15 protein-coding genes are annotated in these 15,462 nt (G+C 69.7%); 3 read left to right on the forward strand and 12 right to left on the reverse strand.

The annotated features are described in order from the left end of the window. Positions 1-39 precede the first annotated feature (39 nt). From ACFSCU_RS01085 to mnmG, 10 genes are all read right to left on the reverse strand, one after another. Positions 40-441 carry a peptidoglycan-binding domain-containing protein gene (locus ACFSCU_RS01085; protein ID WP_377559576.1) on the reverse strand — a complete coding sequence of 134 codons (402 nt, stop codon included), beginning with the start codon at positions 439-441 and terminating at the stop codon, positions 40-42. A 152-nt stretch (positions 442-593) separates the two neighbouring features. Continuing rightward, positions 594-1,511 carry a CsgG/HfaB family protein gene (locus tag ACFSCU_RS01090; protein ID WP_377559577.1) on the reverse strand — a complete coding sequence of 306 codons (918 nt, stop codon included), beginning with the start codon at positions 1,509-1,511 and terminating at the stop codon, positions 594-596. 295 nt (positions 1,512-1,806) lie between these two features. Next, on the reverse strand, positions 1,807-4,326 hold the full coding sequence (locus tag ACFSCU_RS01095) for a peptidoglycan-binding domain-containing protein (RefSeq protein WP_377559578.1): 2,520 nt from the start codon (positions 4,324-4,326) through the stop codon (positions 1,807-1,809). Between the two features lie 336 nt (positions 4,327-4,662). Then, a complete protein-coding gene (locus tag ACFSCU_RS01100; protein ID WP_180550385.1) occupies positions 4,663-5,415 on the reverse strand; it encodes a class I SAM-dependent methyltransferase in 753 nt (250 codons plus the stop codon). 143 nt (positions 5,416-5,558) lie between these two features. Then, positions 5,559-6,533 carry a ParB/RepB/Spo0J family partition protein gene (locus tag ACFSCU_RS01105; protein ID WP_333706775.1) on the reverse strand — a complete coding sequence of 325 codons (975 nt, stop codon included), beginning with the start codon at positions 6,531-6,533 and terminating at the stop codon, positions 5,559-5,561. Positions 6,534-6,768: 235 nt separating this feature from the next. Further along, positions 6,769-7,329 (reverse strand): RBBP9/YdeN family alpha/beta hydrolase, encoded by a 561-nt coding sequence (locus ACFSCU_RS01110; protein WP_308645823.1) that lies wholly within the window; start codon positions 7,327-7,329, stop codon positions 6,769-6,771. Positions 7,330-7,393: 64 nt separating this feature from the next. Continuing rightward, positions 7,394-8,179, reverse strand: a complete 786-nt coding sequence (locus ACFSCU_RS01115; protein ID WP_377559579.1) for a ParA family protein — start codon at positions 8,177-8,179, stop codon at positions 7,394-7,396. Continuing rightward, on the reverse strand, positions 8,176-8,790 hold the full coding sequence (locus tag ACFSCU_RS01120; protein ID WP_377559580.1) for a LysE family transporter: 615 nt from the start codon (positions 8,788-8,790) through the stop codon (positions 8,176-8,178). The genes ACFSCU_RS01115 and ACFSCU_RS01120 overlap by 4 nt, the downstream gene beginning before the upstream one ends. Positions 8,791-8,792: 2 nt before the next feature. After that, complete coding sequence (gene rsmG, locus ACFSCU_RS01125) at positions 8,793-9,446, reverse strand: 16S rRNA (guanine(527)-N(7))-methyltransferase RsmG (protein WP_377559581.1); 654 nt, start codon at positions 9,444-9,446, stop codon at positions 8,793-8,795. Beyond that, positions 9,443-11,452 (reverse strand): tRNA uridine-5-carboxymethylaminomethyl(34) synthesis enzyme MnmG, encoded by a 2,010-nt coding sequence (gene mnmG / locus ACFSCU_RS01130; protein ID WP_308645822.1) that lies wholly within the window; start codon positions 11,450-11,452, stop codon positions 9,443-9,445. The genes rsmG and mnmG overlap by 4 nt, the downstream gene beginning before the upstream one ends. Before the next feature lie 204 nt (positions 11,453-11,656). Here mnmG and ACFSCU_RS01135 point away from each other — a divergent pair, with 204 nt between their 5' ends. Then, positions 11,657-12,973: a Glu/Leu/Phe/Val family dehydrogenase gene (locus tag ACFSCU_RS01135; RefSeq protein WP_377559583.1), complete on the forward strand. Its 1,317-nt coding sequence runs from the start codon at positions 11,657-11,659 to the stop codon at positions 12,971-12,973. A gap of 52 nt (positions 12,974-13,025) precedes the next feature. Here ACFSCU_RS01135 and ACFSCU_RS01140 read toward each other — a convergent pair whose 3' ends face one another. Further along, complete coding sequence (locus tag ACFSCU_RS01140; RefSeq protein WP_180551764.1) at positions 13,026-13,208, reverse strand: DUF1328 domain-containing protein; 183 nt, start codon at positions 13,206-13,208, stop codon at positions 13,026-13,028. A gap of 215 nt (positions 13,209-13,423) precedes the next feature. Here ACFSCU_RS01140 and ACFSCU_RS01145 point away from each other — a divergent pair, with 215 nt between their 5' ends. Further along, positions 13,424-13,747 carry a YkgJ family cysteine cluster protein gene (locus ACFSCU_RS01145; protein ID WP_180550382.1) on the forward strand — a complete coding sequence of 108 codons (324 nt, stop codon included), beginning with the start codon at positions 13,424-13,426 and terminating at the stop codon, positions 13,745-13,747. A 132-nt stretch (positions 13,748-13,879) separates the two neighbouring features. Then, entirely contained in the window at positions 13,880-14,485 is a 606-nt protein-coding gene (gene gstA, locus ACFSCU_RS01150; RefSeq protein ID WP_377559584.1) for a glutathione transferase GstA, read from the forward strand. A 28-nt stretch (positions 14,486-14,513) separates the two neighbouring features. Here the strand turns inward: gstA and ACFSCU_RS01155 are convergent, their stop codons facing one another. Beyond that, positions 14,514-15,386, reverse strand: a complete 873-nt coding sequence (locus ACFSCU_RS01155; RefSeq protein WP_180550380.1) for a transporter substrate-binding domain-containing protein — start codon at positions 15,384-15,386, stop codon at positions 14,514-14,516. Positions 15,387-15,462 lie beyond the last annotated feature (76 nt).

Below are 15,462 nucleotides of genomic sequence, written 5' to 3' on the forward strand. Positions count from 1 at the left end.
AGCTTCTGATTCGATAGCAAACGACGGCTGACGATGCCCTCAGCGCGGCGCCGTCAGTGCCTGGCGCGTGGCCTCGTCGAGCCGGCCGCTGTCCGGCAGCCCGTGGTCGCGCTGGAAGGCGCGCAGCGCCGCCGCGGTGCGGCGCCCGACCACGCCGTCGGCCGGGCCGGCGTCGTAGCCCATGCCGTTCAGCCGCGTCTGCGCGTCGCGCAGCGTGAGGCGCGCGGGGGCGACGACGGGCGCCGGCTCGGGCCGGCCGGGCAGCGGCGCGGTGACCACGCGGCCGTGCGGTGGCAGCAGTTGTGGCGGCGGGGTGATGGGGGCCGGCGGCGGCTGGGCCGGATCGGGCTCGGGGCGCGGCGGTTCGATCGACTGGCAGGCGGCCAGACAGGCGCAGCAAAGCAGTGCGGCAAGGGTGCGGGCGGCGATGGGGCGGTTCATGGCATCGGGGTGGCGGTCGGACGACACCGATGCTATGACGGTTTCATGACCACGGCATGGCGCGCCTTGCCGCCCGATGCGGAACGGCCCATGCAAAAAAACGGCCGCTGACGCGGCCGTGATGGCAGTGGAATCGCCCGCGCGCTAGGCGATCAGCGGCGGCGCTGGGTGCGGCGCGTGGGTGCGGCCTTGCGCGGCGCGTTCTCGGGCGTGTAGGTCTGCGACGGGGCGGCGCCACCGTCCACCCCCAGGCGGCCACCGCCGCCCAGGCCCTGGCCCTGCACGCTTTGCGCGCGGTAGTTGCGCACCGAGCGCACCATCTGGTTGTAGGCGTCCATGAAGGCGGCCGCGATCACCTTGCCCTGCGGCGTGTTCTGGTAGCCGCCCAGCGAGCCCCCGGCGCTGCTGCCGAACAGCTGGCCCATGCCACCGAAGTCGGTCTTGGAGGCACTGCCCTGCGAGGCGCCGACCTGCACGCCCGAGCGGTTGTCCACCAGGGTCAGCATGGCGGCGGCTTCGCGCGTCTTGGTGCCGGCCGAAAGCCCGCCCAGCACCGAGCCGGCGCGCCCGCCGATGATGCCGCCGAGCGCACCGCCCAGGCCACCGGTGTTGCCTTCGCTGAAGACGATCTCGGGCGACAGGCCGTAGTCCGAGGCCACCATCTGGCCGCCACCGAAGTTGCTGCCACCGCGCATCTGGCCGGATTGCATCAGCTCGCGCTCGCGGCTCATGGCGCGCATGCCGGCGGCGCCGCGCTCGACCACGACGAAGCAGTTGGACTGCTGCACCATCAGGCGCAGCAGGTTGGCGGTGGGGGGCAGCCGGTATTCATCGCGCAGGATGGTGTACCAGCCGGCGTTCTGGTTCTCGACCAGCGACACGGTGCCCAGGGGCGAGGCGCATTTCTCAAGCTGCGAGTTCTCGCCGCTGCTGGTGGCGCCGCCGGCGCCGCCGGTGGCCACGGTGTCGGCGCCGCTGCCGCTGCCCATCTTCAGGTTGGTGGTTTCACAGCCGGCCAGCAGCATGGCCGCGCCTGCGGCGGCCAGGACGGCCAGTTTCTTCTTCGACATTGCTTCTACTCCTGGGTATGCCTTCTGCGACGAAGGCCAGACAAAAAAGGCCGCAGGATCGTGCCACGAAGCGGGGGCTATGCCTACCAGCCATCGGTAGGGTGCCCGCGCCTCGCCTCCTCACTCCAATGGGCCGTGCCAAGCGGGCGATGATAAACCCAAGGTGTTACTTGATCTGTCCTACGCTGGGAGTATGCGGGCAGCCACGGCCGGTTTGCCGGGTCAAGCATGAAAAACGGCTGCAGCGCCCGTCAACAGGGCGCCAAAAGCTATCATCAAGATAGCATGTTTGCCGTCAGTTCGGCGCCACGCCCAGCGCGCGCACGGTGTCGACGTCGAGGTAGCCATGCACCGGCAGGCCGCGCGCCTGCTGGTAGCGCGCCACGGCGGCCAGCGTGGGGGCCGCCAGCACGCCGTTGACGGCGCCGGGATCGAAGCCCACCGACTGCAGCGCGCGCTGCACCTCGCGGATCTTGTCGGGGTGCGTGTTGGTCTCGCACATGACTTCGCGCTTTTCCTCGCGCGGCTCGGCCACCTTGACCTGCCAGGTCAGGGTTTCGTACTGCGCCGGCACGTCGACCCAGCGCGTGCTGGCGGGCTGGTCGATGACCTGGCGCGTCTCGGTGCGGTAGACGGCGGGCACCACCTCCTCGCGCACGCCGGCTTCGCGCGTGACGATCTGGCGCGACAGCGGCTGCACCAGCTCGGGCACGGGCACCTGGCGCAGGCTGGCGGGCTGGTCGAGCTCGTAGCGGGTGATGGCCTGCACCTCGGGCGGCACCGGCACGGCGCGCGTGGTTTCGGCGCGGACCAGCACCTGCGTGGGCACCGTCTTGTAGGTGGCGGGCACCACCACGGTTTCGGTGCGGGCGGGCTCGACCATCACGCGGCGCTTGGTGGTGCGGTAGGCGGCGGGCACGTCGACCACGCGCACGGCAGCGGGCTGCTCGGGCACGTAGCGGTTGACGTTGCGGTATTCGGCCGGCACGCGCACTTCGCGCACCCAGGCGTCGCGCCCCAGGGCCAGGTACGAGCGGTCGATCTGCACGCCGGGCTGGTGGGCGATGGCTTCGGCACGCACCAGGCGCTCGCCGCTGGGGGTGGCGATCAGCTCGCCGCTGGGGTCGAACTTGTAGCCCAGCGCGCGGGCACGGTCGAAGTCGACCTCCTGGCGGTACACGCTGTGGTAGACGGCGGGCACCGGCACCACGCGCTGGGTGCCTTCGCGCACCACCACCTGCTTGGTGACGTTCTTGTACTCGGCCGGCACGGCGATGTCGCTGGTGGTGGCGGGGGCCTTGAGCACCTTGCGCTGCACCGTCTGGTACTGCGCCGGCACCTCGACCAGGCACCACACGTCGTCTTCCAGCTGGCGGTTGTCGGCCGGCGTGGCGCCCATGTCGATCACGCCGCGCGAGGCGCCACCCGTGGCCGCCGGCACCAGGCTGCGGCCGGCCACGTTGTAGCCCTTGAACTGGCCCGTCGGGTCGACCACGAAGGCGCGCAGCGGCACCACCTCGATGGCCTGGCCCACCCAGGCGCGGCCGCGGCGCCATTCGCGGTAGGGCTCGCTGATCTTGACCTGCTCGGTGACGATTTCGTAGGCGGCCGGCACCTCCATCTTGCGCACGGTGGCCGGGCGCACCTCCACGGGCTCGACCACCGTCTGCAGCACCGGCGGCACGGCCTCGATGCGGGTGGTGGCCTCGGCGCGCAGGCGGCGCTCGGGCACCTGCTTCATGGGCAGGCGCACCGGCACGTAGCGCACCACCTCGGGGCGCACCAGCACGCGCTCAACCTCGGTGCGGTAGCGCGGCTCGGCCACCTCGGTGCGGGTGGTGTCGGGGCTGACCATCACCGTCTCTTCGACTTCCTTGTAGACGGCGGGCACCACGCGCTGGATGGTGTGCTCGGGCACGTCCACCACGCGCGTCATCTCGGTCCTGTAGACGGGCGGCACCACTTCGACATGCTGTGTCGCCTCGCGCGTCACCATCTGCTCGGTGCTGGCCTTGAAGGTGGGCGGCACCGGCTCGTCGCGCACGCCGGCGGGGCGCACCACCACGTTCTCGGTCACGGTCCTCAGCTCGGCCGGCACGGCGACCTGGCGGCGCGTCTCGGGCTGCACCAGCACCTGCTCGGTCACGGTCTTGTAGGTGGCGGGCACCACCTCTTCACGGCGCGTGGCGGGGGCGATCAGCACCTGCTCGCTGCGCGTTTCGAAGCGCGCCGGCTGCAGGATGTTGGCAAAGCACTGGTTGGGCAGGGGCTGCGGCGGCGCGACGACCTGCTCGGCCACCGTGGGCAGCGGCGGCACCGGGCGCGGCAGGTTGCCGGAGAAGCCGTTGTCGCACTGCGCCATGGTGGCGCGCACCGGCTGGCCGGCGGCGTTGCTGTACAGGTTGAGCGGCATGTCGGGGCTGAACGGCACCCACTTGCCCACCAGCTCGGGCGTGATGTCGGGCCGGCCCTTGACGTGGCGGATGCCCAGGTCGCAGGCGCCGCGGGCGTAGTCGGCGGCGCTGTAGCGCAGGCCGGCGGCCTGGGCGGTGGCGCTGGACAGCTCGCTCAGCCGGATGGTGCGCACGCTGGCCTCGCCCGCCTTGCGGGCCGGCTTGCGGTCGGTGACGGGGCGGTAGAAGCGCGCCGTGCCGGCCTGCACGGCGGCATCGCATTCGGCGGCGCTGTCGTAGCCGACGTTGCCGTGCTGGTCGGTGACCATGCCGGCCTGGGCGGCGCCGGCCAGGACCAGGCTGCCACCGAGCAGCATCGCCTGCCGGATGGATGGTTTGGCGTTCTTCTGAGACGACTTCATGGTGCACTTCCTCGCGCGGACTGGCGGGCACCACGCCCGGCAGGGCGTGGGCATACAGCGTCAAATGGTAACCGCAGGTGACCGGAAAAAGGCCGATACGGCACGCACTTGCGCGCCAAACGCAACACGGAGGATGAAATATGTCGCGTGAAATGCCCGCACTGATGACACACGCGGGCTGGCGGACGCGGCCGGGCAGCCACCGGGTGCCGCCACGCAGGCTGCACCGTGGTCGTGGCGCAGGCCACTTTCATGGCACCTGTCACTTCATTATTGATAGCTGTCCGCGCTTGATGGACGGCGCCTGGAGGCCAGAATGGCTTGCAATGGCAGGCGTCAGTGCGCTGCCGCGCCGTGCCCCAGCACGTCGATGCGCGCCGGCGGCAGGTTGGCCAGCACGCGCTCGCGGGCCTGGCCGACCAGGCCCGCGCCCTGCCACAGCGAGGGCCCGCGCATGGCGTAGGTGAACTGCAGCAGGCGCCCGCCCGGCGCCAGCGCCTGCGCGCCCGCCTGCAGGATGCGCTGGCGCACCGGCAGCGGGATCGACAGCAAGGGCAGCCCGGACACGATGCATTGCACCGGCAGCGGCGCGCCGTCGGCGCCGCGGCAGGGCCAGTCGGCGCCGGCGGCCAGCCGGGCCAGCTCGGCCGCGTCGCCGTGCACCACGTGGATGTGCGGAAAGCGCCGCCGCAGGTGCGCCGCCAGCGCGGCCGACTGCTCGATCACCACCAGCCGCTCGGGCGCCACGCCGCGCGCCAGCAGCGCTGCAGTGATGACGCCGGTGCCCCCGCCCAGCTCGACCACCACGCCGGGCGCGGCCGCATCGACCCAGGCCGCCATGCGCGCCGCCAGCCGGGGCGAGCTGGCGCAGATGGCGCCCACGGTGCCCGGCTGGGTCACCAGCTCGCGCAGGAACAGGGATTGCGGCGAGCGGGCCACGGCGTGGTCCACGGCGCGGCGCACGCGCGCCACGCTGGCACGCGCCGCGCGCACCGCCAGCGGCGGCCCGCCGTTGCGCCGCGCAGCCAGGGCCGTGCGCAGGCGCGCATCACCGTTGCGGAACGCGGAACGGGGCGTGGGCAGGGGCATGGGGAATGGCGGTGGGTGGCGGGGAATGCGCGGGCAAATCCGTGCGAAGGGCGCAGCTTACAACGGCGGACGGCCCTGCACCACAGGCGCTGGCCGCAAATCTGTCACAGGAGGTGCGGGCACGCTGCCCTGCCCGCCCGCGTTCATGCGCCGCGCAGCCGCTCGATCAGGCCGTTCAGCTCGTCCAGCGAGCCGAAGGCGATGGCCAGCTCGCCCGCCTGCTCCAGCCGGCCGCCGCGCTTGGTCTTCTTCTTCACCCGCACCTCGACCTGCGCCAGCAGCAGGTCGGACAGCTCTTCCTCCACCCGGCGCACGTCGCCCGACTTGTCGGCGCCCGCGGCGGGCTTGCGGGGCGAGGTGAGGTTGAACTCGGCGTTCAGCTTGCGCACCAGCGATTCGGCCTCGCGCACCGACATCTTCTTCGCGCTGACCTGGTTGGCCGCGGTGATCTGCGCCGCGCCCTGCAGCGCCAGCAGCGCGCGGGCGTGGCCCATGTCAATGTCGCCGGCCATCAGCATGGTCTGCACCGGCTCGGTCAGCTGCAGCAGGCGCAGCAGGTTGCTGGCGGCGCTGCGGCTCTTGCCCACGGCCTGCGCGGCCTGCTCGTGCGTCAGGCCGAAATCCACCGTCAGGCGGCGGATGCCCTGCGCCTCCTCCAGCGGGTTCAGGTCCTCGCGCTGGATGTTCTCGATCAGCGCCATGGCGGCGGCGGCCTCGTCGGGCACGTCGCGCACCAGCACCGGCACCTCGGTCAGGCCCGCCAGGCGCGCCGCGCGAAAGCGCCGCTCGCCAGCAATGATCTCGTAATGCGCTTCCAAATCAGGAGCTGTCAGCGCTTGCCCCGTGGGCGTTGGCGGCCGATTTGACCCCAAACGCCGCACCAGGATCGGCTGCATGATGCCCTGCGACTTGATGCTCTCGGCCAGCTCGTACAGCGCGCCCTCGTCCATGCGCGTGCGGGGCTGGTACTGGCCGGGCGCCAGCTCGTGCAGCGCCAGCATCATCGGCGTGCCGGCAGGCGTGGCGGGTGCGCTGCCTTCGGCAGTGCCCACGGACAGCGACGGCCCCAGCAGCGCGTCGAGGCCGCGGCCGAGGCCCTTGGGTTTTTTGGTGACCATGCAAATGTCCTATAGAGAGCGCAGCGCCCGCTGGCGCCTGCGCCGCACAAGCCGAAGGACTATACCGAAGGCGATCAGCCCCAGTACCGCCGCCAGCGCGAACGGCCCAACGGCAACCGCCGGACCGCCAACGCCTCAGGCGATGAACGCCACCGGGTGGCGCGTGGGTGATCGCGCCGCCAACGGTGGTGCAGATCGCCGCGCACGATGAAGGTCAGGTGCGACAGGCCGCGGATCACGCCGCGTCTTCCGCTGGCACCAGGGAAAGCAGCAGCACATGCCCTTCTTCCCAATCGCCCAAGCCCGAATCGGCATTGATGTGGCCCTTCGGCCCCAGGCTGACGAAATCCGCGCCCCAGTCGGCCGCCAGGCGGCTGGCGCCCTCCAGGCTGCCGAAGGGGTCGTCGCTGCTGGCCACCAGGATGCTGCGGAACGGCAGGCGCTGGCGCGCCACGGGGGCCCAGCCAGGGATCTGCTGGCGGTTGTCGTAGCGTTCGATGTCGGGCGGCGCCACCAGCAGGGCGCCGGCCACGCGGTCGGTGTGGCGCGAATGCGCGGCCCACCAGGCGGTGAGGATGCAGCCCAGGCTGTGCGCGGCCACCAGCACCGGGCGCCGCTGGGCCAGGATCACCTCTTCCAGCCGTGCCGTCCAGTCGCCGCGCAGCGGGCGCAGCCAGTCGTGCTGCTCCACGCGCTGGTAACCGTGGCGCGTCTCCCAGCGGCTCTGCCAGTGGCCCGGGCCGCTGCCCTGCCAGCCGGGCAGCACGAGGACGATGGAAGGAGCGACCTGGATCACTACTGTTTATATAGCTGGTTGCGCTTGATGGGCGGGCGCTGAAGGCCGATTTGGCTTAAAGAATTCATCCACGCAGACCGCGTTCCACCATCTCGCTGGCGAAGGCGACGAAGGCCTTGCTGCCCTTGGCCGAGGGGTCGAACACCACGCCGGGCAAGCCGTAGCTGGGCGCCTCAGCCAGGCGCACGTTGCGCGGGATGATGGTGTCGAACACCTTGTCGCCGTAGTGCGCCTTGAGCTGCTCGCTGACCTGCTGCTGCAGCGTGATGCGCGGGTCGAACATCACGCGCAGCAGGCCGATCAGGCGCAGGTCGCGGTTCAGGTTGGCGTGCACCTGCTTGATGGTGTTGGTGAGGTCGGCCAGGCCTTCGAGCGCGAAGTATTCGCACTGCATGGGCACGATCACGCCCTGCGCGGCGCACAGGCCGTTCAGCGTGAGCATGCTCAAGGACGGCGGGCAGTCGATCAGCACGAAGTCGTAGTCTGCGCTCACTGCGGCCAGGGCATCCTTCAGCCGGCGCTCGCGGCGCTCCTCGCCCACCAGTTCCACCTCGGCCCCGGCCAGCTCGCGGTTGGCGCCCAGCACGGCGTAGCCGGCGCCGGCTTCCTTCAGCTTGTCGGGCACGGTGGCGGCCTCGGCCACGCTGGCGGATTCGAGCAGCACGTCGTACACCGACAGCGCCATCGCCCGCTTGTCCACGCCCGAGCCCATGGTGGCATTGCCCTGCGGGTCCAGGTCGACCAGCAGCACGCGCTGGCCGATCCTGGCCAGGCCGGCGGCCAGGTTGACCGTGGTGGTGGTCTTGCCGACGCCGCCTTTCTGGTTGGCGATACAGAAGATTTTCATCATTTTTGAATCGCCAGTTTCAGACCAAAGGCGAGCAGCATGGAACCGGCGATTCTATTCAACCACGCCGACGCGCGCGGGTTGGCGCGCAGGCGCTCGGCGGCGAAATGCGTGATCAAGGTGAGGCTGGCGCAATAGCCGAAGGTCAGCACCGCGATGGTGGCCGCCATGACCCCAAAGGTCAGCAGCCCCTGGTGCCGCGCCGGATCGACGAAGAGCGGGAAGAAGGCCATGTAGAACACGATGGCCTTGGGATTGAGCAGCGTGATCAGAAGAGACTGCCTGAAGTAATGGTGCGGCTGGATATCGAGCACCGGCGCACCCCCCGGTCTGGCGCGCAGCATCTGAAAGCCCAGCCACGCCAGATAGGCTGCGCCGGCGTACTGCACCGCCGCGAACACCGCCGGGTTGGCCTTGAGCAGCGCCGCCACCCCGGCCACGGCCAGCCACATCAGCACCTGATCGCCCGCGATGATGCCGAAGGTGGCCGCCAACCCACCCCGGATGCGCCCCTTGCCGGTAGAAGTGATGACCGCGAAGTTGCCCGGCCCCGGAATGGCCAGGAACACGATGACGGCCGCAACAAAGGCCCCATAGTCCTGGATGCCGAACATGCTTATACGTACTCCTTTGGGCGCAGCCACAGCAGGCAGCGCTCGGCGTCCAACCCCGGCACCTCCAGTTGTTCCACGTGAAACACTTCCACGTCAGCCGGCAGGGCGGCCAGTTCGTCGTCGGGGTGCTTGCCCTTCATCGCCATCCAGACGCCCCGCTGGCCCAACGCCTGGCGCGACCAGGCGGTGAAATCGCCCAGCGAGGCAAACGCGCGCGAGGCAATCACGTCGTAGGGACCAGTCAGCGCTTCGACCCGCGCGTGAATGCCGCGCAGGTTCTGCAAGGCCAATGCGCCGGCCACCTGCTGGATGAAGGCAGCCTTCTTGCCCACGGTGTCGACGCAATCGACCTGGGCTTCCGGGCAGCAGATGGCGATGACCGCACCCGGCAGACCACCGCCGGCGCCGACATCCAGCAGGTGGATCGCCCCGCCCCCGGTGTGTCGGTGCAGCGGCGCGATGACGGAGAGGCTGTCCAGCAGATGGTGCGTCAGCATTTCGTCCGGATCGCGGACGGCCGTCAGGTTGTAGACCTTGTTCCATTTGGCCAGCAGGTCGAGGTAGGCCAGCAGCTTCTGCTGTTGCTCTGCCGACAGCGCCAGCCCCAACACCTGCAGGCCCGCTGCCAGACGACTGGCCTGGGGGTGGTGGCTCATGCCGCTTCGGCAGCGCGCGGAGAGGCGGCGCCGTCGAAACCCTTGAACCCACCCTTCTTCAGGTGGACCAGCAGCAGGGAAATGGCGGCCGGTGTCACGCCGCTGATGCGGCCGGCCTGGCCGAGCGTGGCGGGCCGCTGCGCCTGCAACTTCTGCCGCACTTCGATGGACAGCGCGCCAATCTGCAGGTAGTCCAGCTCAGGCGGCAGGCGCAGGCTTTCGTAATAGGCAGCGCGCTCCACTTCGTCGCGCTGGCGATCGATGTAGCCGCTGTACTTGGCGGCAATCTCCACCTGCTCGATCACCGGATCGGTCAGGTCGCCCAGTGTTTCAGGTGAAACGTCGGTGCCGGCATGCTTGCCGCCGTCCAGGCTGATGAGGCTGGCGTAGCTCACCTCCGGGCGGCGCAGCAGGTCGAACAGGTTGTGCTCGTGCTCGATGGCCTTGCCCAGCACCCGCTCGGACTCGGCCGCCGGCAGGTTGCGCGGGTTGACCCAGGTGGACTTGAGGCGCTGTGTTTCACGTGAAACAGCATCGCGCTTGCGGCTGAACGCGTCCCAGCGCGCATCGTCCACCAAGCCGAGCGCGCGGCCGGTTTCCGTCAGGCGCATGTCGGCGTTGTCTTCACGCAGTTGCAGGCGGAACTCGGCGCGGCTGGTGAACATGCGGTACGGCTCGGTCACGCCCTTGGTGATCAGGTCGTCGACCAGCACGCCCAAATAGGCCTCGTCGCGGCGCGGCAACCACGCGCCGCCAAAGTCGTCGGCCCGGCCATCGAGCTGGCGGCATTGCAGCGCGGCGTTGATGCCGGCGAACAGGCCTTGCGCCGCCGCCTCCTCGTAGCCGGTGGTGCCATTGATCTGGCCGGCGAAGAACAGGCCCTGCACGTCGCGTGTCTCGAAACTGCTTTTCAGCGCGCGCGGGTCGAAGTAGTCGTACTCGATGGCGTAGCCGGGGCGCAGGATGTGGGCGTTCTCCAGCCCCTTCATGCTGCGCACCAGTTCCAGCTGGATGTCGAACGGCAGGCTGGTGGAGATGCCGTTGGGGTACACCTCGTGCGTATCCAGCCCTTCCGGCTCCAGGAAGATCTGGTGGCTTTCCTTGTCGGCGAACCGGTTGATCTTGTCTTCCACGCTCGGGCAGTAGCGCGGCCCCACGCCCTCGATCTTGCCGGTGAACATGGGGCTGCGGTCGAAGCCTGAGCGGATGATGTCGTGCGTGCGCGCGTTGGTGTGCGTGATCCAGCACGGCAGTTGGCGCGGGTGCATGTCGGCGCGGCCGATGAAGCTGAACACCGGCATGCGCGGGTTCTGCCCGCCCGGCATGCCGTCGCCGGGTTGTTCCTCGCAGGCCGCGAAGTCGATGCTGCGCCCGTCCAGCCGCGGCGGCGTGCCGGTCTTCAGGCGCCCCTGCGGCAGCTTCAGCTCTTTCAGCCGCGCCGAGAGCGATACCGCTGGCGGGTCGCCCGCGCGGCCCGCCTGGTAGTTGTCGAGCCCGACGTGGATGCGCCCGTCCAGAAAGGTGCCGGCCGTCAGCACCACCGTGCGGCCGCGGAAGGCGATGCCCACCTGCGTGACGGCGCCGACCACGCGCCCGCCCTCCAGCAGCAGGTCGTCCACCGCCTGCTGGAACAGCCACAGGTTCGGCTGGTTCTCCAGCCGGCGGCGGATGGCGGCCTTGTACAGCACGCGGTCGGCCTGCGCCCGGGTGGCGCGCACCGCCGGGCCCTTGCTGCTGTTGAGGATGCGGAACTGGATGCCCGCCTCGTCGGTGGCCAGCGCCATGGCGCCGCCCAGGGCATCGACCTCCTTCACCAGGTGGCCCTTGCCGATGCCGCCGATGCTGGGGTTGCAGCTCATCGCGCCCAGGGTTTCGATGTTGTGCGTCAGCAGCAGCGTCTGCGCGCCCATGCGCGCGGCGGCCAGCGCCGCCTCGGTGCCGGCGTGGCCGCCACCGACGACGATGACCTCGAAATGCTGCGGATGGGTGTAGGTGGGTGAAGGCACGCTGGTTCGCTTGCGAAAGCCTGCCATTCTAAGGCTGAATCAGCCTTCTGTCAGCGCCCATACTGCGCGAGCAGCTATATTTTTAATAGCTACCACCCAGTCGTGGGCATGCCCTGGCCTGCCGGAGCCCGGTGCTATGCTGCACCGTCAGGGTGCGCGGCCCCTTGCCTGCCGCGCGCCGACGCTTCCACGACAAGGAGACCCATGCCCCGCACCCCATCCAAGAGCGGCGCGCCCGCCGCCAGCGCCCACGCCCTGCCCTCGTACCTCGACCCGAACCACCTCGGCCCCTGGGGCATCTACCTTCAGCAGGTGGACCGCGTCACGCCCTACCTGGGCCCGCTGGCGCGCTGGGTCGAGACGCTCAAGCGCCCCAAGCGCGCGCTGATCGTCGATGTGCCGATCGAGTTGGACAACGGCACCGTCGCCCACTTCGAAGGCTACCGCGTGCAGCACAACACCAGCCGCGGTCCGGCCAAGGGCGGCGTGCGCTTTCACCAGGACGTGACGCTGTCCGAGGTGATGGCGCTGGCCGCGTGGATGTCGATCAAGAACGCCGCCGTCAACGTGCCCTACGGCGGCGGCAAGGGCGGCATCCGGGTCGACCCGCGCCAGCTGTCGATGAAGGAACTGGAGCGCCTGACCCGGCGCTACACCTCCGAGATCGGCATCATCATCGGCCCGACCAAAGACATCCCCGCGCCCGACGTCAACACCAACGAGAAGGTGATGGCCTGGATGATGGACACCTACTCGATGAACATCGGCGAGACCGCCACCGGCGTCGTCACCGGCAAGCCCGTCGACGTGGGCGGCTCGCTGGGCCGGCGCGAGGCCACCGGGCGCGGCGTGTTCACCATCGCCTGCGAAGCGGCGGCGCAGATCGGCCTGAGCATCGAGGGCGCGCGCGTGGCCGTGCAGGGCTTCGGCAACGTGGGCGGCACCGCCGGCAAGCTGTTCGCCGAGGCCGGCGCGCTGGTGGTCGCCGTGCAGGACCACACCGGCGCCATCGCCAACGACAAGGGCCTGAACGTGCCCAAGCTGCTCGAGCACGTGGCCAAGACCGGCGGCGTGGCCGGCTTCAAGGGCGGCGAGCCGATCAAGCCCGCCGAGTTCTGGGGCACCAAGTGCGACATCATGATCCCCGCCGCGCTGGAAGGCCAGGTCACGAAAGACAACGCCGGCAAGATCAAGGCCCGCATGCTGATCGAGGGCGCCAACGGCCCGACGACGCCCGAGGCCGACGACATCCTGAACGACAAGGGCGTGCTGGTGGTGCCCGACGTGATCGCCAATGCCGGCGGCGTGACGGTGAGCTACTTCGAGTGGGTGCAGGACTTCTCCAGCTTCTTCTGGAGCGAGGACGAGATCAACGCGCGCCTGGTCAAGATCATGAAGGATGCCTTTGCCGGCGTGTGGCACACGGCGCAACAGCACCAGGTGAGCCTGCGCACCGCCACCTTCATCGTCGCCTGCACGCGCATCCTGCATGCGCGCGACCTGCGCGGGCTGTACCCCTGAAAGCAGGAAAGCCGCCCTCGGGCGGCTTTCCTGGCTTGGACGGGCAGCGCCCTTACAAGTTCTTGCTGACCGCCTTGCCGCCCATCAGCGCCAGCACCAGCATCACGGCGGCGACGATGAGGAACAGCACGAACAGGATCTTGGCAATGCCCGCGGCCCCCGCGGCCACGCCGCCAAAGCCCAGCACACCCGCCACCAGCGCGATCACGGCAAAAATAATGGCCCATTTCAGCATGTCTATCTCCTTCTCGAAAGTGGTCTGTCTGAATGCAGTGCCAGCGGTCAAAGCCTTCGGCCGTTTTGGTCAGTCGCCCTGGGGGCCGTCACTGCATGGCTTCATGGTCGCCCCGGTCGCGGCCAGCCGCCGTCATCCACACCGGCACAAGCGCGTAGGACAGCGCAACCCCGCTGCGGCGGCCATCCGCTCGCTCGCTATGATTATGAAAGCATATGACGCTTGACCCACCTGCGCTGCAGCCCGATCCGGCACCTGACCAGGCGCTGGCCTGCCGCCCCGGCTGCGGTGCCTGCTGCATCGCCCCGTCGATCAGCTCCGCCATTCCCGGCATGCCGCACGGCAAGCCGGCCGGCGTGCACTGCGTGCAGCTGGACGACGCCCTGCGCTGCCGCGTTTTCGGCCAGCCCGGTCGCCCGGCGGTGTGCCGCCAGTTGCGGCCGGCGCTGGAGATGTGCGGCCCCGTGGCCGACAACGGCGTGCACGCCATGCGCTACCTGGCGCAGCTGGAGCGCGCCACCCGCACCCGCCCCGCCTGAGCCGCCTGCAAGGTTGCTCGGCTTTTGATATGCTGATCGGCGCGGCAACAGATGCTATTCTTTAGATAGCTGTTCGCGCAATCAGGACGGGCGCTGGAGCCCGATTCGACCCATAAAACAAAGGATGCATCCATGAAGCTCTACTACTCTGCCGGCGCCTGCTCGCTGTCGCCCCACATCGCGCTCGAGGAAGCCGGCCTGCCCTACGAAGCCATCTCTGCCCCCACCAAGACCAAGCAGCTGCCCGACGGCAGCGACTTCCGCCAGGTCAACCCGCTCGGCTACGTGCCCTATCTGGTGCTCGACGATGGCACCGGCCTGAGCGAAGGTCCGGCCATCGTCCAGTACATCGCCGACCAGGCGCCGGCCAAGAAGCTCGCCCCCGCCAACGGCACCCTGGCACGCTACCAGCTGCAAAGCCTGCTCAACTTCATCGGCACCGAGCTGCACAAGAACTTCGGCCCGCTGTTCGACCCCGGCATGCCGGCCGAGGCCAAGGAGCGCTTCAAGGCCAAGCTGGCCGACCGCCTGCAGCACGTGGACGGCCTGCTGGCCGGCAAGACCTGGCTGATGGGCGACGACTTCACCGTGGCCGACGGCTACCTGTTCACCGTCACCAACTGGGCCCAGCCGATGCAGATCGACCTGTCGCCCTACCAGAACCTCACGGCCTACCGCCAGCGCGTGGCCGCCCGCCCGGCGGTGCAGGCGGCGATGAAGGCCGAAGGCCTGATCTGATCGACCGGGCCTGAGCGCCCGCGCGCCGTCAGAACACCGGCGGCGCCGGCTGCTTGTTGGGGTTGCGCCAGGCGTCCAGCGTCATGTGGTCCACCTTCAGGCCCGCGGCCTCCGCCAGCTGCCTGGCTTGCGGGCCGCTCACCACCTTGGCCAGCGCGCGGTCCACCGCGTCGACAAACGCCGCATCGCCCTTGCGCATCACCAGCGCATAGGGCTCCACCGTCAGCTGGTCGCGCCGCAGGGCGATCTCTGCGTCGCGCGGGATCAGCAGTTCGTCGGCCACCAGCGTGTCGATGGCGCCGCCCTTGAGCAGCTTGGCGCCCTCGTCGTAGCTGGCGAAGGGCTTCACCGGGCCCAGCGCCAGCGTGCTGGCCTTCTTGGCGGCGTACACCTGCATCAGCGTCTGCGCCGTAGAGCCCTGCAGCACGCCCGTGCGGCCGAACTCGCGCGCCGACGCGAATTTGGCGTCCTGCTTGCGGTGCGCCGCCACCACCCGCGACACGAAGAAGGTGTTGGAGAAATCCACCGCCTTGGCGCGCTCCGCCGTGTTGGCCGTGCTGCCGCAGTGCAGGTCGATCCGGCCCTGCTTGAGCAGATCGAACGATTCACCCAGCGTCACCGGCTCGAACTTCACCGCGATCGGCGTCTTCAGCTCGGCCGACAGCTGCTGCACGATGGCCTGGCACAGCGCCCAGCTGAAGCCGGCCGGCTTGCCCGCGGCATCGATGTACGAAAAGGGCGCGGCGTTCTTGCGCACGCCCAGCGTGATGGTCTTGCTGGCGCTCAGCTTGGCCAGCGTGTCGGCCAGCGCGGGCGACTGCGCGAAGGCCGGCAGCAGGGCCAGCGAAGCCGCCGCGATCAGCGTGCGGCGGGCAAGGGAATGGGCGTTCATCATGCGCATGGGAGTCTTTCGGGTGAAGTGCCGACCGCCCTGTCCGCGACAGCCAGCCGGCGGGCGCGATTCTGGCGCCGGGCCG

This window comes from Ottowia beijingensis (assembly GCF_042680925.1).
Taxonomy (GTDB): Bacteria; Pseudomonadota; Gammaproteobacteria; order Burkholderiales; family Burkholderiaceae_C; genus Ottowia; species Ottowia beijingensis.